We start from the raw sequence: 20,958 nt of genomic DNA on the forward strand, positions 1-20,958 counted from the left end.
TTCTCTACGAGAGGCTGCGCCAACGGCTTCACTCAGTACAAGTGACAAATGACAAATGACAAATGACTTAGGAATTAGTTTATGCTGGAAGCAGAAAAAGATTAAGAAAGTTTAAATTCTGCTCATAGTGTACTCATGCCATGTATTGTTAATCGCCGCGCCCAGTTTTCAGCAAGTCATCGTTATTGGTTGCCAGAACTGAGTGAAGCCGAGAATATTGAGAAATTTGGTGCTGGTTCTAGATTTCCAGGACACGGGCATAACTATGTCTTATTCATCTCGCTAGCCGGGGAATTGGATGAATATGGCATGGTGCTGAACTTGTCTGATGTGAAACACGTAATTAAACGGGAAGTTACCAGTCAATTGGACTTCTCTTATCTCAATGATGTGTGGGCAGAATTTCAACAAACTCTGCCTACCACGGAGAATATTGCACGGATTATCTGGCAACGGTTAGCACCCCACTTGCCTCTAGTCCGTGTGCAGTTATTTGAACATCCTGAACTTTGGGCAGATTATATGGGAAACGCAATGGAAGCTTACCTCACCATCAGTACTCACTTTAGCGCCGCCCATCGGCTAGCTCATCCTAAGCTCAGTAACGAAGAAAACACTGAGATTTATGGTAAGTGCGCTCGTCCCAACGGTCACGGACACAATTATCATCTAGAAGTCACTGTCAAAGGAAAAATTGACCCACGTACTGGCATGATTATTGATCTAGGTGCCCTGAATCAAGTGGTAGAGGATTATGTGTTAGAGCCATTCGATCACACATTTTTAAACAAAGATATTCCCTACTTTGCCGAAGTTGTACCGACTGCTGAGAATATCGCACTTTATATTAGTAATTTGCTGCGATCGCCTATTGAGGAATTGGGAGCTAAACTTTACAAAGTAAAATTGATTGAAAGTCCCAATAACTCCTGCGAAATCTACTGTACGGAGTCTGAATCAGATTCAGTCAGCGCATCCGTGAATCAGCCAGTATTAGCACAAGTTTAGCTAATTGCAAATTAGGCATAGGACATAGGGAATTTAGATCATCCCCATGCCCATGCCCAGCTAGAAAAGTTTACTTACTAAGCAATTAAAACCAGGTAGCAAAGAACTTGTCAGTTCATCTTGATTAAATAAAGTAGCTACTAACTTCAATACAGCCTGTTCGCGTCGATAAACCTCAACTTTCTTTTGTACAGAATCGCAAATCCAATATTCCTGAACCCCTTGCACTGAGTACAGCTTTAGCTTTGTTTCCCTATCACGTTTCTCGTTTTTTTCGCCGGGTGATAAAACCTCTACTACTAACTCCGGTGCGCCCGTGAGATGTCCAGCTTCATCTAGTAAGTTTTTTAAGCGTTCATGACTTGCCAATACCACATCAGGGATCACATTGTCAGAATCTGAGAAAATAATTCCAGGTGCGATCGCAGCTTTACCTAAACCAGTTTCATCTGACCAAATCTTAAGAACTGTAACAATATTGGCGCAGCTAGTTTGATGATCCCAACTAGGTGATTTAGTCACAAATAGTTCTCCATCAATAATCTCATAGCGATTTCTGCGATCGCTAGCAAATAGCTCTAGGTCAGCAGTCGTCCAACGCACTGGAGTTGTTTGCATAGAAACCCCCTAGCCTTTTCCTAAATCATACTTTTAAAAATACCGACGACGGGCAGAATGTCGCAAATAGCGATAAATGCCCCAAGCTAAAACTCCAAAAAAGAGATTTAGTAAAAAGCGACTAACTATAAACCACAAAATATCACTGTCAAAAAGCTTTGACGGACTCAAAGGGCTAACAGTCCTGGCTAAGAGAAACAGACCAAAAATAGCATTTCCACCCAGTACGAGGGCAAACAACACTAAACTCCTCTGCCAGTAACGGCGCTGGGGTGTACGGTCTGAAATCAAGGTAATTACAGGTTTACCTTGCACTTTTCGCAGTAATTGTTCCAGCCGCCAAAACATCCACAACAGAAACGGAAATAAACCGTAACTTAGGAAACGTAGGGGTAATGAGTAACCCCAAGCACTAGATAGGATATTAACTAGGGCATGGCAGATTACAGAATTTAGCCAAGCCCTAAAAATAAACTTCTTGTCTCGATTTAAGCGATTTTTAGAGGAAATATAGGTCCCTAATGCATATCCCCAAGGTGCAGAGAACATAGCATGGACTGGCGTGCCGATGGTACGTTCAAAAACTGATGCTGTACCGTGGAAAAAGTAAATCCAGTTCTCTTCGGCAGTGAATCCAAGGGAAACGGCTATGGTGAAGAGGAAAACCGTAGAGTGAAGTAATCGATACTTGCGTTGCAGATAGTAGGTTGGGATAAAAACCGCAGCTAACTTGCAGCCTTCTTCAATTGTGCCTACTTCTACAAGCTGCCGCAAGGCTATACCAGGAAGCCAACGTTTGATCTGATGCCAGCCTACAAAAGAGTTCGCTACATTTTCAAAATCCCATTCGAGTCTAAGGGCTAAGATCCCAGATATTGCCCCAATGATAAAAAGCATCAGTAACTTTAACAGAGGTGGGGCAAATGGCACCCGATAGTAGTAGTAGCCCAGCAGCAGCAAGGGTGGTATTACTGCCCAGAACACTAGAGATAAATCAACCACTCACCTGAGCGATCGCTGTACGGTGACGGTGGGTATTGTTAGCGATCGTAGGAGCTTGGAAACCCGCCTCAACAATAGCTTGCTCAATGTCCAAAGCAAAATATTCGTCTAAATACGGTTCAGTACTTTTGAGCAAAGTCAAAATGTAGGCTGGCATTTTCTTGTAAACTTCAGATTTGGGATTCATATCCATGATTGCCAAGTAGCCACCCGGACGCAACACGCGCCGCATTTCAGCTAAAATCTGTCGGGTTGCTGATTGGGGTAATTCGTGGCACATCAGGAAAATGGAAACTAAATCAAACGAGGCATCAGGTAGCCCGGTAGATTCAGCTTGGGCATGAAGCCAGTTAATTTTAGCTTGACGTTGCCCAGCGCGGTAATTGGCAACAGCTAAAAAGTAGGGAGATAAGTCTAAGCCTGTAATTTTGGTATGGGGATAAATTTCTTGTAGGGCAAAACTACTCAAGCCAACACTGCATCCTACATCCAAGATGTCTTGCGGCTCATTGGGAATTTGACTTTTCAGGATATTGTGGTAGCTTTGGCGCAGCATCGGATCGCCTTGCGCTTCTTCAGCCCCCTGCCAAATCTTAGCGTGGACAGCGTAAGCAGCAGGTTCTACCTCAAAAGCGGCTTGCCAACTGAGATTTCCTGTTTCGTAAGCATGGAATGAGGTGACGTAGTAATCGGGGTAGGAAAGCTGAGGATTTTGTACTTGAGCGAGATCGTCCTTCCAATCACGCGCTTGTAGTGTTTCAACTTCTAGCGTCCAAGGCACACCAATTCTCTCGGCACGTTTAATCATCATTTGTCTAGCTTGATGCTTGGCTAGGTTAGCTAAAGGCTGGATTGCCAGTATGCCATTCACCAAGCGGGAAGCTAAACCAGGATTAGTGTTTACAGCAGCAGTCATAAATTAGTTTGCACTTAACAGCCTTTTCTACTTATGACATAGTTGCTGGAGGCCAGTCTAGATGCAAATTGAAAAACATTCTGGGGAATGGGGAAACGAGGAAGCAGGGGAGCAGGGGAGCAGGGGAGCAGGGGAGAAGTGAATACGCTTGGGTTAAGCATTTCTTTGTTCTCTTTGCGTCCTTCTCTAACGAGACGCTGCGCGAATGCGGTTCGTTAAAAAAATTGACTTTGGCAAAGAGTTTTAGCCTTAACTGAACTGTATTGGGGGAGAAGTTGCAGTAAGTTTTTCCCCTCTGCACCTCTGCCGCTCCGCATCTCTGCCTATTCCGTGACCCATACCCTATTTTGCACTAGGCTTAAGAGCTAACAACATCTCTAATTCACTGGTGGATTTATCGGGGCTAATAGCGGTAAAACCAACACCACGAATGGAATTCAAAATGGTGATAGTATTGGCGTTAGATGATACAAAACTATTGATCAGGGGCACAGTTTTAGTTTTATCCATATCTAGGTAGAAATAGCCGCCATTGGGCTTTTGCAAAGAACCAGTCACGGCTTTGAAAGCGTCGCTAGTGTCGAGAGATGGATTTTTGCGATCGCTAACTGCGTCAGCAATGGGGCCACCAATAGCTACAAATACAGTATCTTGATCCAGCCAACCATGTGCCAATAAAGCTCCTTGTCGGGGAATTTGCCATTCAGTTACGTTTTTGCCACCGATATTTCTGTTGGCGACGTTGATTTGTTGGGTTTTGGCAAGGGTATCCAATTTTGTCAAGGTGGCTTCGGCAGTTTTGCGATCGCTAGTATCAAATACTAAAGCACCTCCAAAACCAACACTCGCTAATACTCCTTGATTTGATGGAATCGCACCAAAGGCAAATTCCCCATTCATCCAGCCAAAAATATCCTTATCTAGGTCTAGATTGGCGAATTTCAGTTGTCCTCGCGCTTGTTCTAGAGCTTGCTTCATTTCTGGATAATTTTTTGACTGCTCTACCAGCACTTCCCAACCACGGCTGATACCATTTCCGCTAATCAGAGCAAAGGTATCAGCAGGAAATTGCCCGACTATATTCCCAGGACTTGATTGATACTGAAATTTATTTAATTGCGGATCTAAATTAGCGATCGCTTTTACCCTCACTCCCGCATCATCAACTCCAACACCCGCTACCACAGATTTTATCTGCTTCAATTGCGTCAGGGTTTGTGGAGGTAACTGCTTTGCCTGCGGATTTCCAGCGGTTAATTGCTGTATCATCCCGGCATAGTCTGGTACATAAATTTGGGCGAGGCTGTTTTTAACATCCACTCCTTTAAGAATGCTGCTAGCACCTTCTTTACTGGCAAAAGAAGACTGTCCCTTAAACGTATCAATTGCTTTTTCTACAGCTTGCTTTTCGGGGGCTAATACCAACTGACTATCATTTAAAACTACGCTATACGTTGGCTTACCATTTTGTGTAGTTTCGACAATTTTTTGACCTTGATAGTCAGATTCCTGTAATTTCACCCCTTTTTGTGACTTTAATTTGTTAGCAAAATTCAACGCGCTGAGTTTGTCCTTGATTCCCACCACTATCAGGATATTTGATTCCTGCTGTAAATTTGTTGGTACATTAGGTGCCCCAGAGGGCACGTTTAACTGTGCCGGTTTTACAGGATTTGGTGGCAGTACAGCAATCATCACACCACCAGCCCAAGGCTTTATGTCTTTTTCATAAGAAACGTTACTGTCACTGAACATTTGCTTATTGAAATCTTCCAGACCTTTTGCTACTAACTTTTGTGCTTCTGGAGTGCCAAACTGCTGTAATTTTGCCCAGGCTTCAGAGTCATTAGTAATATAAGTTGCCATCAGTGCTGTTGAAGGCACTACTTTAGCACTGCCTAGAGCGCCTGAACTACCTCCTGGTGAGCCTTTGAAGTACATATAAGCCGCTATACTTCCGACGACAACGACAGCAGCACCAACAGCAGGAATGAGAAATTTTGATTTACTTTCAGGCATTTTGTTATCCTCTTTTGCTCAGATTGTCACCGAGATTTATACAAGTGTCACTGTAGAGTTTTCGGATTTATAATATTTCCGCTAATCCATCGCTAGACTAACCCATGACAAAAGGATTCAGCCGCACACTGGTTGGCAAGCTGCACGTCTACCCCCTCTTTGCTGAAAATTGTTGCTTTTGACATCCATCATTAATTGGATATTAATCATAAAAATTCTCACTTAAATCTCATGTCTCAATCAGCAAACACCCAACTTAAAAGTGATTTTTTACTACAAATGGGTTTTTGCAAATTAAATACATAGCAATCCTATCTGATTTGTAAAAATTGCAAGGCTGAGATTCCTAACTTATCTAAGAAGTCAGAAATCTCATTGTCTACGAATGATTTAGGATTGCTATAGCACTTGGATCTTGCAGTCCATCTATACAGCAAACAAGCTAGCGATCGCCCGCCGATTTGTTAAAGGAGTTAAGAAGATTTGACAAGCGCAACGTCAATCTACAAGCGTTCCCTCTGAGCGACTTTTACGGCCACTCGCCAGTATAAGAGTTTTTACGGAGAGAGAAATCTGTGATTGTACTCTCACACAACTGGTATCCTGCATTTAGTTTCAACTCCAGTTGGTATTTACTGATAAAATTAGTAATCCTACAAATTAGCGGTCTAAAATTACTCTCAAAAATACTTCAACCAGATGAGGAGCGAATCTGCAAATGATATGCTGTTCATTTTAAACAAAATAGCGTGTTCAGCAGCAAGCTATCCTAAAGTTATAAAAATAATTAGGAGTATTTGTACTTAATGAGAATCTATCGAGGTGTAAGAGACTCTTGACTCAATGCCAAAAAAGTGCAGAACATCAGCAAAAGTAAATGCGGCAGGGATATGAAAAAAATCCCAGGATCGGTAGCCGATCTTCGGAAGTTCGGGTGAGATTAATTTCAATCTCCCAATCCCAAAGGAGAGTTCTCACCTCCATAATGCCCTGTTGATTTGGTAAATAAATACATCAAACACCGCTATTTTACTTAACTACATCCAACCAAGCCAGACTTTTCAGGATTACAAGGTCAGTAAGCATCAATGTCGCAGTCTTATTTTGATACAGATAATAACGGACACAAACCTTTTGAGTTACCGGGAGCAAGACCACACTACAACCCCGATCGCCCCGGACAGGTAGAGCATATTTTTCTCGATCTCAGCTTGGATATCCCCAAGCAAAGCTATCAGGGCAGTTGTAGCATTCGCCTCTTGCCAATCCGTAATGGTATTGATCGTTTGACTTTGGATGCTGTCAACCTAAATATCGAGTCTGTGCAGGTGGACGAAGTGCCACAAAATTTTGACTATGACGGCGAACAGCTTTCCATCCAACTTTCTCAGTCCACCCAGATTGGTAAACGCTTGCTGATTGCGATCGCCTACTCGGTGGCAAAACCGCAACGCGGTATTTATTTTATTCAACCAGATAAGCACTACCCAAACAAGCCTACTCAAGTTTGGACTCAAGGCGAAGACGAAGACTCTCGCTTTTGGTTCCCCTGCTTTGACTATCCAGGACAACTATCTACTTCGGAAATTCGTGTCCGCGTTCCCAATCCTCTCGTGGCGATTTCCAACGGCGAATTAATTGACACTACAGAAGATGGTGATTACAAAGTCTATCATTGGTTACAGCAACAAGTTCATCCTACCTACTTGATGACTTTAGCAGTAGGTGATTTTGCTGAAATTCGAGATGAGTGGAACGGTAAAGCTGTCACCTACTATGTAGAAAAGGGACGGGAGGAAGATGCTAAACGCAGCATGGGCAAAACTCCCCGAATGATCGAATTTCTGAGCCAAAAGTATGGCTATCCATACCCTTTCCCGAAATACGCCCAGGTTTGCGTCGATGATTTCATCTTTGGCGGCATGGAAAACACTTCCACAACACTGTTAACAGATAGATGTTTGCTGGATGAACGTGCCGCCTTAGATAACCGCAACACTGAAAGTTTAGTCGTCCACGAACTCGCACACCAGTGGTTTGGTGATTTGGTGGTGATTAAGCATTGGTCTCATGCTTGGATTAAAGAAGGGATGGCTTCTTACTCTGAGGTGATGTGGACAGAACAGGAATATAGTCTAGAAGAAGCAGCTTACTATCGTTTATTGGAAGCTCGTCGTTACTTAAGTGAAGATAGCAGTCGTTATCGCCGTCCAATGGTAACGCACGTTTACCGAGAAGCTATTGAACTTTACGATCGCCACATCTACGAAAAAGGTTCTTGTGTATATCACATGATTCGGGCGCAATTGGGAGATGAGTTGTTTTGGCAGGCAATTCAAACATTTGTCCAAGATAATGCCCACAAAACCGTAGAAACAGTAGACTTACTCAGGGCGATTGAAAAGGCAACCGGACGTAATCTTTTGTTCCTGTTTGACCAATACGTTTATCGTGGTGGTCATCCCGATTTTAAGGTAGCTTACTCTTGGGATGGAGATGCTAATTTAGCAAAAATGACAGTCACTCAAACCCAAGCTGATGAAGGTAAAAATGGCAGTAAGGATTTGTTTGATTTAAAAATACCTATTGGTTTTGGCTATACCCAACAGGAAGAAGTGAGGAGTGAGGAATTAGGAGTTAAAAATAATTCCAAACTTATAACTCCTAACTCACAACTCAAAACTTTCACCATCCGGGTGAATGAACGCGAACAAAGCTTCTACTTTCCCCTAGAAAACAAGCCCCAATTTATTAGCTTTGATGTTGGAAATAATTACCTAAAAACAGTAGCTTTGGAATATCCAATCGCGGAGTTAAAAGCACAGTTAGAGTTCGATCCCGACCCGATTTCGCGTAGTTATGCAGCAGTAGCTTTGGCGAAAAAAGGTGGGTTAGAAGCAATCATTGCACTATCTGCATCACTAAAAAATGACCCATTGTGGGGTGTCCGTGTGGAAGTGGCAAAACAACTAGCCCAAATCAATTTAGATCAAGCCTTTGATGGCTTAATTCCTGGGTTAAAAGATAAAAATGCTTATGTGCGACGAGCTGTAGTGGAAGCACTTACTCAATTCAAAACTGCTGAAAGCTATAAAGTTGTGAGAGGGTTAGTGCAAAAGGGCGATCCCAGCTACTACGTGGAAGCAGCAGCTTCTCGTGTAATCGGGGCGATCGCCTCATCAAACTTGGAAGAAAAACCCAAGGAAGACAAGGTACTAAAGCTGCTGAAATCCGTTTTAGAAGAAAAGGCGGGTTGGAATGAAGTCGTGCGGAGTGGTGCGATCGCCGGTTTAGCTGAATTCAAAACTTCGGAAGCAGCTTTAAATATACTAATCGAATACACCAAACTTGGTGTACCACAAGCCCTACGTTTAGCTACAATTCGCGCTTTAGGAAAGATTTCTGTTGGTCAAAGTCCGGCTAATTTGGAACGGATTTTAGAAAAATTAACAGAACTAGCCAAAGAAAGCTTCTTTTTAACGCAAGTGTCGGTAGCAGCAGCATTAGGACAAATGGAAACACCTAAAGCAGTGGGGATTTTGCGATCGCTAGCTGAACAAACAGCTGATGGGCGTGTACGTCGTTCTGCTGAAGAAGAAATTTCCAAGGTGCAAAAGAACATTGGTTCAGAAAAAACCCTGCGTCAATTGCGTGAAGATTTCGACCAACTCAAACAACAAAATCAGGAATTGAGAAGCCGTTTAGAAAACTTGGAGGCTAAATCTAAATCTAAATAGCACTACATGATAATTAAAAGCAGGTAATTGGTAATTGTGGCAAAGCTATTAACAATTACCAAGGTTTTAGTTGATACTGTAATTTTATTGTGGACACATAAAATATTTTATTTTCCACTTAAATCACAGGTACAAATAAACATAGTACCAAGATCCCCGACTTCTAACATAAGTTGGGGATCTTTATGTTGTAAGCGGTTACTGAGTTTCAATTTGCATATATAGATACATATTTATATTTATATAAATTAAAGTTAAGAAAAGATAAAATCATCTAAAAGTTGGATAAGTAGTTGTAGTTTTATAAAGTATAATTAAGAAAAAGATAAACAAATCTAGGCAGTAACAGATGCTAAAATCGCCTCGAACACTATCCCCCAAGGGTAGAGTTCTAGTTGTTTTAGATAGAAGACTACCGCTATCCTGCAACTTACAACTAACTTGTAGGTCAGGAGAAAAACAATCATTGTAAATTTTTCAGTTGAAGAGGCAAAAAAAGGCGTGGGTCAGTATCAACCTGCTCAACTAAAACTCTATAATCCAGATGCGATCGCTCGCTACTATAGTTACCGTCCTTGGCTAGCCTGGGGGCGAGTGCTGAGAATTATCTCCTCTTTTGCAGGATTTATATTCGGTCTGAAGTGGGACGAGTGGCAAGATAAAGTTGAGCAGAACAAGGGTAAACGAGCTATCCAGTTGCGAGAACTGCTCACCCGCCTCGGCCCGACTTTTATTAAAGTTGGTCAAGCCCTTTCCACTAGGCCTGACCTGATACGCAAAGATTTCTTAGAAGAACTGATCAAGTTACAAGATCAGTTACCACCTTTCGATAATGCGATCGCTTACCAGATTATCGAAAGTGAACTAGGCCGTCCAATTCACGAAAGTTTTAGCGAACTGTCACCTCACCCAGTCGCTGCTGCTAGCTTGGGTCAAGTCTACCGGGGTCGTTTGGTGAGCGGTGAAGAAGTCGCCGTGAAGGTGCAACGCCCTAACTTACATCCGGTAATTACACGCGACCTATATCTGATGCGTTGGGCAGCAGGTTGGCTAGCTCCTTGGTTGCCTTTAAATCTCGGTCACGACCTAACTTTAATTGTGGATGAGTTTGGCACGAAGTTATTTGAGGAAATTGACTATATTAATGAAGGACGCAACGCCGAAAAATTTGCTAGCAACTTCCACAATGACCCACAAGTAAAAGTTCCAGGTATTTACTGGCGTTACACCAATACCCACGTTCTAACCCTGGAATGGATTGACGGCTTCAAGTTGACAGATACTCAACGCATCCGCCAAGCAGGTGTAGACCCAGAAGCGATTATCCAAATTGGTGTTACATCAGGATTGCAACAGCTTTTAGAATATGGTTTCTTCCATGCTGACCCTCATCCCGGCAATTTATTTGCTGTAGCCGATGGTCGTATGGCTTATATTGACTTCGGCATGATGGATCAGTTGGAAGAAAGTACCAAAGAAACACTGGTCGATGCGCTAGTGCATTTGGTGAATAAAGACTATACCGACTTAGCCGAAGACTTTGTAAAATTAGGGTTTCTGACTCCAGATACGAATATTTGCCCGATAGTGCCAGCACTAGAAGCGGTGCTAGGAAACGCTATTGGCAAAAATGTCAAAGATTTTAACTTCAAAACTATTACTGATGAATTTTCGGAACTGATGTACGAATATCCTTTCCGAGTTCCGGCCAAGTTTGCTTTGATTATTCGTTCTCTAGTTACCCAAGAAGGTATTGCCCTTAGCCTTAACCCCGATTTCAAAATTGTGGAAGTGGGTTATCCCTATATAGCGCGGCGGTTGCTGACAGGGGAATCGCCGGAATTACGGCGACGATTATTGAATGTGTTGTTCAAAGATGGTAAATTTCAGTGGCAGCGGTTAGAGAATTTGATTGCGATCGCTCGTAGTGATAACAACTTTGATGTATTGCCCACTGCTCAGATGGGGTTCCAATACTTAATGTCGGAAGAAGGCAAATTTCTCCGGCGACAGTTGGTGCTTGCTCTTACCGAAGATGACCGCCTACACACCGAAGATGTCCAAAGGCTGTGGAACCTAGTTAAAGATGACTTAAAACCGGATCGTTTATTAAATGTAGCGATCGGGATTTTAACAGAGTTATCCAGAGAAGGTGCAGCCGCTATCCTGCCAAAAGCGACATGACTTGAGTCTTTTGCTGAGAACCAGTCAACAAATAAAAAGTAAAAAATCTTTAATAGAAATTAGGAGTTTTCATGTATTATTTTCCTGAGCAACCGCCTTACTTTCTCTTACTTGTTGGCTTTTTCATAGCATTAACATCTGGTTTGGCATTATCTGGCACTTTGAAAGTAATTGTGCAGAACTGGCCAAGTGAACGAGCAGAAAATACTCAGCCACGTTCCTCACTGAAACAATTACTTGTACCATTTATCGGCATAACAGGCGGTACTTGTTTATTTATGTCTTCAGGCCTAGAGATATTTGGCTTTCCCTCATCCTTGGCTTTAGGAGTCGGTCTACCAATTAGTCTGTTTACTTGCTTATTAGTTTGGTTGCAGTTGGGAAGTATGATGACCTTTATAGAACGCGAAGGTATGCAATCTTTAGATTTAGATTCTTTTTCTTAGATATGTAAAAAATTAGATACCCGAATTATTTGAGAATTCAGGTATCTAAAAACCACTAACTTTCACAACCGAATGGCACTAAGAAAATCCCAAAGGCTTGTGTAGTCTCGTTCCCAGCCTCCAGGCTGGGAATGTATTTAAAGAGGCTCTGCCTCAATTCAAGCTACTGGAGGTGGAGCCTCCCAGAATGCTTTCCCAGCCTAGAGGCTGGGAAGCAGTTAGAGCAAGGGATGTATGTTTTCTTAGTGCCATTCCTTTCACAAACTAGATAGAATTCCTACAACTGGATTATATTAGTTAATCAAGAATGATAAAAACTCTATTTTGACTTATCTTTAATTAGTAATCCTATCCTTAAAATTGCGATAGTTTAGCTTAATATTGTTGATTCTTTGCTGAATAAAACTACTAGTAGATTTTTGCAGAAGCATTAGCTTGCTTGGACGCGTAAAGCTTTTAGGACGTTTTTCAGGTGATTTTAAATAGCGATAATGTAAGAAAACATCGCGGTAAGCAATATCAACATCTTCACCCCCACAAAGCCGCACAAAATTTGAAGAAGATATACTCATATAGTGTAAATAAGTCAACCTCCGCCCTTGATCGTAGAGGATATTATCTAGCACATCAAATTGAGAAGTCCAGTGATTACCAGTTGCTTGTTCGCCGCCATGAAAAGCAAAGTTATAATAGGAAATTTTACTTCTCAACACCATGTAGTTAAATAAAGATTGGTCAGGTGCTAAGAAAGCCATCACATCAGCTTCGCCCGCTAGTAATTTGTCGGTTAAGTCGGCTCTTATCGCTGGAGAAAAAACATTTTTCTTACTGGCAAACCAACCAGCACAAAATACTTGAGACTGCAAGTTTTCTAAGTTGAAAATTTGCTGCATTTGTTCTGGCGAACCATCAAAAATAAATTTTAAATCAGACCTATACTGAAAATCATTGACTACCCAATCGTAGTTATCTAATTTTTCATATACATAATCTACAGGCCCCATTAACAAGGTATCTGCATCAAAATAAATAAATCTATCAAAGGGACCATCCACAGCACAAAATTTCCGGTGCATTGGTAATTCATAGAGTTCTGGAAAGCCCCACTCTCGCCAAGTTTTTTGCGCTCTAGGGTAATTTTTCCATATACTGGTAGCAAAGTTATCCCAGTAAGCTATAGAATCAGAATCTTCAAATAAAGTGACATTATCTCTAGATGCAATCTCTGCTTTTACCTTGTCTAATCGCTCATTATATGGAAGTATACAAATAGGAATTTTCCTGCCAGCATTAGCTTCTATACTATTGAGCAACGCCACTAATTGGTCATAGACAACATCATTGGCTAGGATATAAATACCATCAATCATTGGGATACTCCTAATATTAAGTACGCGCAGAAACAAAGGGAAATAAACGGCGAGTCAGTTTGGGAATGAAGGCAAATTTACCCTCATGCAGATAGCGATAGTGTTCCCACAATTGCCAATAGGGACTACCAGTTTTCATCCGTGTACCAGCCCAGTGGAGATATTTAAGTCGTTGTCCTCGGTCATAGAGGGCGTAATCTTGCTGTTGAAAATTTTGCGAACCGGCCCAACTACCAGGCCCTCCTCCAGGAATTTTGACGAGATTTCCACGTTTAGAAATTAGTTTGAGAACAAGATAATTTAGAATTGGTTGGTCTGTAACTCCTTCAGAAAAATCGAAATATTCACGATGTGCTGCACACTCGCGTAAAGCTTCATCCATTTGTTGTTCGGTAATAACTCCTTTTCTGGAAGCCCAAAAACCGCTGTTGAAAACATCTTGAAGTTGGGTATCGGAAAAAATTTGCTCATCTTTCACAAATGGGGAAAAAATATTTCGCAGCTTTTCATTAGCATGATGGTAATCACAGCAGAAGAAATCGACTTCTGAAAGTTTGTCTAAATTGTCGGCAATTTTTTCAAAAACGACAATATCCGTATCAATATAAATAAATTCATCTAAAGGCCCAAACCATGCCACCAGTTTACGCATTTTATTAGGTAAGGCAAGGAAATCCCGGTCAAAAATTTCTCCGATGCGTTTGGTAAAGCTATCAATAAGTTCTAAGTCTGGGAAAATTTGGACGTTGTGTAAGGTAGCAAGCTGTTCTGCTACCTTGTGATAATTTTCATTAAAAGGTATGAGATAAATGCTAACTTCTGGGTCATAGTAACGAATGCTATTAAGGAGAGCAATAGCATTATCGATAACGCGGTCATTAGCAACTATATAAATGCCCCTACTCATAAATTATCCTTTGTTAATTAACTTAAATTTTTGCAAAGCTCTGGTAAGTAAATTTGGTGCTGGAGCGTCATTATAATTTTTAGGAGGAGTATTAAAAACTGGACGCTTTTCTGGTTCGTGTAAGTAACGATAATAGAGAAATAACTCTCGATAGGGAAACTCAATATTTTCTCCCGCACAGACTGCTTGATTGATATTAGGAGGAATCCCAATGTAATGAAGATAAGTTAGCTGATTACCGCGATCGTAAAGAATATGTTCTCGTTCCTCGAAGTGTTTTGAGCTAGCAGAACATCCTGTTTTTTCATTATCTGGCAATTGGCGAGCAAAGTTATAAATAGAAAGATTAGACCTCATTACCATGTAGTTGATTAATGGTTGTTCGCCAGCGCCGCCATACAAAATTTCTGACTCACCATTTTGTAAATGTGATATTAGCCAATCTCTTTTTTCTGAGTCAAATAGCCCTTTTTTTGCGCCATAAAAGCCTGAGCAAAATATTTCGGAATCAATGCGTTTTTGCTCAAAAACTTTTAGTAATTTGGGAGAATCAACATTATATATTTTACTAACGTCTGTAAATTGAAAATCGTAGACCACAAAATCATAACTATCTAGCTTTTCAAACACTCCTGCAAGTGACTTCATTACCAAGGTGTCTGCGTCTAAATAGATAAACTTCTCGAATGGGCCATCAAAAGCGCAAAAACGACGGTGAGCGCCATAAAGACGAGATTTACTCCGATTCAATCGTTCTGGGGCTGCTGCCAGCATAAATTGATCCCAGCGGTTGATTGATTCTTGGTCGTCGTAAAGAAATACATTCGGGCGTTTAGCTATTTCGTCAGCAATCCGTTGTGTCCGATCGTCGAAAGGATAGATACAAACAGGAGTTTCTGGCCCTAAGATAACATCAATACTGTTGAGCAAAGCCACCAGTTGATCGAAAACATAATCATTGCCAAGGGTACAAATACCATTCATAATTTATGAGTGTTTCTCAACAAAGTTTGATAACCAGTTCAGCAAGTTTAATTTGTGTAAAATGATTTGACGTGCTTCTGCGATCGCATCTTTGGCAGCATACCAAGCATCAGGTGTAGCTGTCACTTCTTGGATGTACGCAATGCCTTTTTCATCTAAACTGGGCAACCGCAAAAAACTACCCGGTGGCAATAACTTATCAGCAGCCGGGCCACCATAGTAAATTGGTAAACACCAAGCAAGTAAACTATCCCAAAGTTTCTCACTCACATACCAATTATTATCAGCATAATTTTCAATTGCCAAATTGTAATAGTATGGTGCCATGCCATACCATTTGTTACCTAGTTCTCCCGAACTGTTCGCCCATTCTGGTAAGTTACGCCCATACAAATCAAATTTCATCCCACTTGATTGCAAAGATTGTAAAAAATCTAAACGCTGGCGATGGTTGGCTGTGCGGCTAATTCCCGAAGTAATCCAACTACATGGGGCAACTTTTGGAGGCGGTGGCATTTCATTTAAATCTTGAAATGAATTTGAGTGATACCAAATAGCAGGCATATAGTCAGGAATGGGAGCAAAATCATCAGGGCCAGAAACGTAGCCACAATACTTCTGGGCTTCTTGATAATTATGACTAGTTATTTTTAAAACCTCATCTAAAGGCGGTTCTCTGAGCAAATAAATAATCCGCTCTTTGTTGACACCACGCAGTAGAGATTCAACATTTACTACTGGTTTTTGCTGCTGTTTGCGAAAATTATCTAACCAAGATTTTGGCGGCGATGGTTGAGGAAAATCAAATTGGTATAGCAACATAAAATCTGGCTTTTGCGCCATTTTCAACATTTGCATATTTTCCCAAACACCAAAGTAGTGCGGAGTTTGTTGCCATAGCCAATCTTTGTTTTTAGCAAGGCCTGAATAGCTGCTAATCATGCCAACAGTTTTAATAGTCATAAATCGTATTTATTCGGTTATTTTTGTATCGTTACCCTAAAATTGGTGGACGTTGATCTTCTTCTACGTAGCTTAATATTTTGGTAATTCTATTCTCCCAAGAAAATTGCTGGGCAAAATCTATACTAGCTGCATAACCCTCTATTTTTCTCGGATAAGTTTCTAAAGTATGTTGAATAGATTGCGCAAGTTTATGCGGGTTATCTGGTGTACACCAACTGGCAATCAAAGGTGATGTTTTGAATTCCATTAAAGGTGGAATCTCAGTTGCAACGATAGGAGTGCCAGCGGCCATGTACTGAAAAAATTTAACTGGATTCGTGAAATCTGCTGATTTTCCAGCGCAGTGAGGATGAACCAAAATATCAGCTGCTTGAAACAAGCTGACTAATCGTTCTCGTGGAAGTATCCAGCCTAAGAATTTAACGTTATCGACATTTTTATCTCTGGCTATTTGTTGATATGCTTGTACTTGTGCTTCTGTTCCTCCTGTGATGATAAACTGAATTTCTGGCAATTCTTTAGCAGAATCAATTAAGAGATCGACTCCTTTGAAAGGATACAAAGCGCCTGAATAGACAACTAAATGCTTACGTCCATTGATAAGTAATTCTTGCCGCCACCTTTCGGCTTCTTCGGGCTGTCTGATTGAAAATGATTGATTGAATCCATTATGTAGCCAAACTACTTTTTCCGGTGGCATTCCATTTTCTATTAAGCTTTGCCGGATGGGTTCTGACTGAGTTATGGCTATTTTAAAATAGGGACTATGGATGATATCTTGCTCAAATTTTCGGTCTTGAAAGTAGTGACGTTCATAGATTGTAGGAACTTTATTTTTGACTGCGGCTTTCACAAAGTTCCAATCTCGCGTGTGGACAACTTTAGTATGAGGTAGGATATGAACTGGTAAATAATATTTGGTTACTACTGTACTGGAGTTAGTAAATTTACCACCGATTCGATCGATAGGCCAAGGCATTGGCAATGCTGCAACTTTGAGCTTTTCTTGCACATCGTAAAATTCAATAAATTCTCTTCCAGGTTTTTTGGGTTGATAAGGATAAATTAACGATAGTAGATTAACAGAATAATTTTTTTTATCTTGATAAATTAAAACTGATGAGTAGCCTAAGTTAGCTGCGGCGTTAGCACAAAGAACATCATGAATTTCGTGTGCTGTGTCCGGCTTGAATGATAGCTCTCCGGTGTAAAAAATATATTGATTTTTCTTTGAAGAATTTATCATTTTTTTTGGGGATGAGAGGTTTTTAAAGATTGTGGTACAAGTATTTTTGTTCCTGACATTAACTAAAATTAAATTTTATTTTCAAAAACTTTTAATATATCTAATAGGTAAATAGCAGATTGATAAGATTCTGCAATTAATAGATTTTGTTTTTGGGGTTCGGATTCTAATTTATCGGCTAGCAAGCGCAGAGAGCTAATCAGAGGATAGAGACGCGTGCGAAACTCATCTGAGATATGACTAAAGTTTTGATACTGGTTATGTTCATCTTGATTTTGGTCTATATCTGACGATAACTGCCAGTTAATTTTCAAGTTAACTACATCGCTGAAGAGATCGATGGCGTTGAGAACTCTTAAAGCTGAGTTGTATGATTGGTCAATTAATTCCTGGTGCTCTTGGGAATTGTCTACTAGATCGTCAACTAATAGTCCCAAGAAACCAATCATTGAGTTAAGCCTTGTACGCAGTTCGTGAGAAATGCGGTTAAAGCTGGGATTAGTTTTGGTGGAAACTTCAGTCTGATCGGCAAATTGCATTGAGTAGAGGCGTGAGTAGTAACCCTTTTTTTGTAAAAGTGCTTCATGGGTTCCCACTTCTACCACCTGTCCTTGATCTAAAACGGCAATTTGATCGGCTTTTTGGACTGTGGAAAGGCGGTGAGCAATTACCAGGGTTGTGCGATCGCGACTCAGATCGTCGAGTGCAGCTTGTACTAAGCGTTCGGAAACGGTATCTAAAGCGCTGGTGGCTTCATCTAAAATCAAAATTTCTGGATTTTGCAGCAGGGCGCGAGCGATCGCTAATCTTTGCCTTTGTCCACCAGATAACATGACGCCGCGATCGCCAATTTGGCTGTCTAATCCTTGAGGTAATTTATCAATAAATTCATAAGCATTTGCTCGTTTGGCTGCTGAGATAATTTCATCTTCACTAGCTTCAGGTCTTCCATAAGCAATATTATTTCGCACCGAGTCATTAAAGAGAAATGTATCTTGACTGACAATTCCCATGTGTGTTCTGAGAGATTTGATATCAAAATCACGCAGGTCTGTGCCATCGATGGAGATACTGCCAGATGTCGGATCGTAAAATCTGGGTAAGAGGTCAGCTAAGGTTGACTTACCAGCACCAGAACCACCTACCAAAGCGAGAGTTGTAGCACGGGGTAAAAATAAACTTACATCTTTCAGGACTAACTTTTCATGACTGGGGTAGGCAAAAGTAAGTGAATTAAAATTTATTCCTTTTTTTAATTGTGTGTATATTACATTACCGTTTTTCATAAACGGCTTGCGATCGCGACTTAAAAACTCACTCACTATTTCTACGCTAGTAGCACTATTGGCAAAGCTACTACGAAGACTATTTAACTGAGATACCAAAGGCAGCAGTCGCAGTAATACTAATAAATATGTCAGTAGTACCGTTGAAATAAAAGAAACTTGGTTGGCAAAGAAAGTTTTACTCAAAAATACAATTAGAAGTAAGGCTACTACTCCCATCACCTCACTTATCGGCCCGATCGCTTGTGAGTTTACCTGAGATTGAAAATCTGCTTTCTCGCGATCGCGGATTAATTTGGTAATCTTTTGATATTCTCTGTCTTCATTAGCGGTTGACTTTACCAAACGAATTCCATTCAATGTTTCTAAAACACTGATGGAATAAGATGTAGACATTTCTGATAGTTGTTGACCAAACTTTTTCGCTCTACTAATTGTGTATTGATTGATTAATGTTATAAAACCCAATAAAATTGTTGCCGCGATTGTTAGCTGCCAAGAAATTGCTAATAATAAGGCAACGAAAACTAAAATTGTAATTATTAAAATAATTAAATTGATAATACTCCCGATAGCGCTAGAAGTGCGGGCAGTTTCCGAACCAAGGCGATTAATAATATCGCCTACTTTCGTTTTTGAATAATAGTCTATATCAATATCTAGCAATAACTCTAAGCTAGCTTCCCGAATATCCGCATTTAATTTCCGAGTGAAAACACTCGATGTTAAAATACTAAAATAACTAGATAAGTTTTTTAATAAAATTATAAATATAATTGTTCCAGCCATTCCCAAATTCCGATAAGTTTCAGGAAGATTATCAAAGGGAAACATCACAGCTTTGAGAATCGGAGGAAAACCAGTTAAATCTACTGGTTGTCCGACAATTCTCAAAATTACTGGCACAATTAAAGTCACACCGACACCATTAAATAAAGCACCAGAAAATCCCAACAGCATTGTTAGGACAATTAAACCTGGATAGGGTTTGGCGAATCTTAGTATTAGTTTTCTGGTAGACATTGGGTATTTTTATGCCAATTTAACTTAATTATTAATATTATTCACAACTGAGCAATTACTGACTTGAGCGTAGAAGCCATAGCCTCGATGCTATAGTGTTCTACACATCTTTCTCTTGCCTTGATACCTTTCTGGCTTGCTGACTCTAAATCCTGAAAAATCAATTGAATTTGTTCAGCAATTTGCTCAGGACAACCAGGCTCGACTAAATAACCAGTATCACCTAACAGTTGGGGGATATCTCCAACACGCGTTGATAATACAGGTTTAGCCATTGCCATCCCATCTGTCAACTTCAAGGGAAATTGAGCGCGAGTTTCTGGAGTATCTCGTTGGGGAACAACTACAATATGAGCAGCTGCTACCAAATCAGGCATAACGTCGGCTGGATACTTGGGTAATTTGATAATCCAACGTCCCCACTTTTGTTCAAGTTGTTTATCATAATCATCATAAGGACTACCACCGACAATTACTAGTCTCAAGTCTGGTTGATTAAGTTTATCGAGCGCCATGAGAACATCTTCTAAACCTTTATAAGGTCTTGGCGCACCGGGAAACATTAAAATCCGATATTCAGATAAACCATAACGATTCCTACTGGATTCAGCATCATATTGAGCGGGATCGAATAAAGAAACATCTTTGCCATTTGGAACAAATGTACCACCAAAACGCTGCTGCAAAAATTTAGTATGCACTGTCACAGCATCAGCGTGACTTACCAAACCTTCCATCCATTTCACATATAAAGTATGATGAGGATTTTTGAGTGCGCCCTGTGGTTTCAATAAGTCCCTAGCTAATTCTTTGGGTGTAGGATGATAATGCCAGTTATCACCGCCATGCCAGCTGAGTTCCCAATCATCTATGTCTAAAATTAATGGCTTTCTAGTGAATATTTTCCTTAATAGTCCAACTCCAAAACTTGCTATTTGGGGTTTGATAGCATAAATTATATCGCCATTGATTTTTGGTAAAAACTTTTGTATTTCTCCAAAAAACTCTGGAAAGTCTTTGCCTGGTAAGTTATAAACCTTGAATTCAGATGGTAAATTTAAATAGAAGTTCTTTCCAAATAAAAACCCCATAATTTCAACTTCATATCCTAACTGATTGAGAGCTTTTGCTATCAAGTATGCACGCAGAATCGCTGCACTTGATAAATCTGAAACCAACAAGGATATTTTAGAAAATTTTCTCACTATTTTTATACTTATTTTTATTTAATTTTCCCAGGATTTGT

At 40.5% G+C, this 20,958-nt stretch carries 15 protein-coding genes; 4 read left to right on the forward strand and 11 right to left on the reverse strand.

The window, feature by feature from the left end; all coding sequences use genetic code 11:
* Positions 1-135: 135 nt before the first annotated feature.
* Positions 136-1,008 (forward strand): 6-carboxytetrahydropterin synthase, encoded by an 873-nt coding sequence (locus tag V7K61_RS23670; protein ID WP_335057030.1) that lies wholly within the window; start codon positions 136-138, stop codon positions 1,006-1,008.
* A gap of 60 nt (positions 1,009-1,068) precedes the next feature.
* Here the strand turns inward: V7K61_RS23670 and V7K61_RS23675 are convergent, their stop codons facing one another.
* The 4 genes from V7K61_RS23675 to V7K61_RS23690 all read right to left on the reverse strand — a co-directional run bounded on the left by V7K61_RS23675 (position 1,069) and on the right by V7K61_RS23690 (position 5,563).
* Entirely contained in the window at positions 1,069-1,626 is a 558-nt protein-coding gene (locus V7K61_RS23675) for a Uma2 family endonuclease (protein ID WP_335057032.1), read from the reverse strand.
* 33 nt (positions 1,627-1,659) lie between these two features.
* Positions 1,660-2,628, reverse strand: coding sequence for a PrsW family intramembrane metalloprotease (locus V7K61_RS23680; RefSeq protein WP_335057034.1), 969 nt, complete (start codon positions 2,626-2,628; stop codon positions 1,660-1,662).
* The gene (locus tag V7K61_RS23685; protein ID WP_335057035.1) at positions 2,621-3,544 is read right to left on the reverse strand and encodes a class I SAM-dependent methyltransferase; all 924 of its coding nucleotides are present in this window, start codon (positions 3,542-3,544) and stop codon (positions 2,621-2,623) included. The genes V7K61_RS23680 and V7K61_RS23685 overlap by 8 nt, the downstream gene beginning before the upstream one ends.
* A gap of 342 nt (positions 3,545-3,886) precedes the next feature.
* Positions 3,887-5,563, reverse strand: a complete 1,677-nt coding sequence (locus V7K61_RS23690; RefSeq protein WP_335057037.1) for a DUF3352 domain-containing protein — start codon at positions 5,561-5,563, stop codon at positions 3,887-3,889.
* Positions 5,564-6,651: 1,088 nt separating this feature from the next.
* Here V7K61_RS23690 and V7K61_RS23695 point away from each other — a divergent pair.
* The 3 genes from V7K61_RS23695 to V7K61_RS23705 all read left to right on the forward strand — a co-directional run bounded on the left by V7K61_RS23695 (position 6,652) and on the right by V7K61_RS23705 (position 11,930).
* Positions 6,652-9,300: a M1 family metallopeptidase gene (locus V7K61_RS23695; protein WP_335057039.1), complete on the forward strand. Its 2,649-nt coding sequence runs from the start codon at positions 6,652-6,654 to the stop codon at positions 9,298-9,300.
* Positions 9,301-9,801: 501 nt separating this feature from the next.
* Positions 9,802-11,484, forward strand: a complete 1,683-nt coding sequence (locus V7K61_RS23700) for an ABC1 kinase family protein (RefSeq protein ID WP_335057041.1) — start codon at positions 9,802-9,804, stop codon at positions 11,482-11,484.
* Positions 11,485-11,555: 71 nt separating this feature from the next.
* Entirely contained in the window at positions 11,556-11,930 is a 375-nt protein-coding gene (locus tag V7K61_RS23705) for a hypothetical protein (protein WP_335057043.1), read from the forward strand.
* 335 nt (positions 11,931-12,265) lie between these two features.
* Here V7K61_RS23705 and V7K61_RS23710 read toward each other — a convergent pair whose 3' ends face one another.
* The 7 genes from V7K61_RS23710 to V7K61_RS23740 form a co-directional block, all read right to left on the reverse strand.
* Positions 12,266-13,300, reverse strand: a complete 1,035-nt coding sequence (locus V7K61_RS23710) for an Npun_R2821/Npun_R2822 family protein (RefSeq protein WP_335057045.1) — start codon at positions 13,298-13,300, stop codon at positions 12,266-12,268.
* 16 nt (positions 13,301-13,316) lie between these two features.
* On the reverse strand, positions 13,317-14,207 hold the full coding sequence (locus V7K61_RS23715; RefSeq protein WP_335057047.1) for an Npun_R2821/Npun_R2822 family protein: 891 nt from the start codon (positions 14,205-14,207) through the stop codon (positions 13,317-13,319).
* A gap of 3 nt (positions 14,208-14,210) precedes the next feature.
* Positions 14,211-15,191, reverse strand: coding sequence for an Npun_R2821/Npun_R2822 family protein (locus tag V7K61_RS23720; RefSeq protein WP_335057049.1), 981 nt, complete (start codon positions 15,189-15,191; stop codon positions 14,211-14,213).
* Between the two features lie 3 nt (positions 15,192-15,194).
* The gene (locus tag V7K61_RS23725) at positions 15,195-16,154 is read right to left on the reverse strand and encodes a glycosyltransferase family 10 domain-containing protein (RefSeq protein ID WP_335057051.1); all 960 of its coding nucleotides are present in this window, start codon (positions 16,152-16,154) and stop codon (positions 15,195-15,197) included.
* Positions 16,155-16,185: 31 nt separating this feature from the next.
* Positions 16,186-17,403, reverse strand: coding sequence for a glycosyltransferase family 4 protein (locus tag V7K61_RS23730; RefSeq protein ID WP_335057053.1), 1,218 nt, complete (start codon positions 17,401-17,403; stop codon positions 16,186-16,188).
* A gap of 68 nt (positions 17,404-17,471) precedes the next feature.
* Positions 17,472-19,712, reverse strand: coding sequence for an ATP-binding cassette domain-containing protein (locus tag V7K61_RS23735; protein ID WP_335057055.1), 2,241 nt, complete (start codon positions 19,710-19,712; stop codon positions 17,472-17,474).
* Between the two features lie 41 nt (positions 19,713-19,753).
* On the reverse strand, positions 19,754-20,917 hold the full coding sequence (locus V7K61_RS23740) for a glycosyltransferase family 4 protein (protein ID WP_335057057.1): 1,164 nt from the start codon (positions 20,915-20,917) through the stop codon (positions 19,754-19,756).
* Between the last annotated feature and the right edge of the window lie 41 nt (positions 20,918-20,958).

It is taken from the genome of Nostoc sp. (genome assembly GCF_036918015.1).
Classification (GTDB): domain Bacteria; phylum Cyanobacteriota; class Cyanobacteriia; order Cyanobacteriales; family Nostocaceae; genus Nostoc.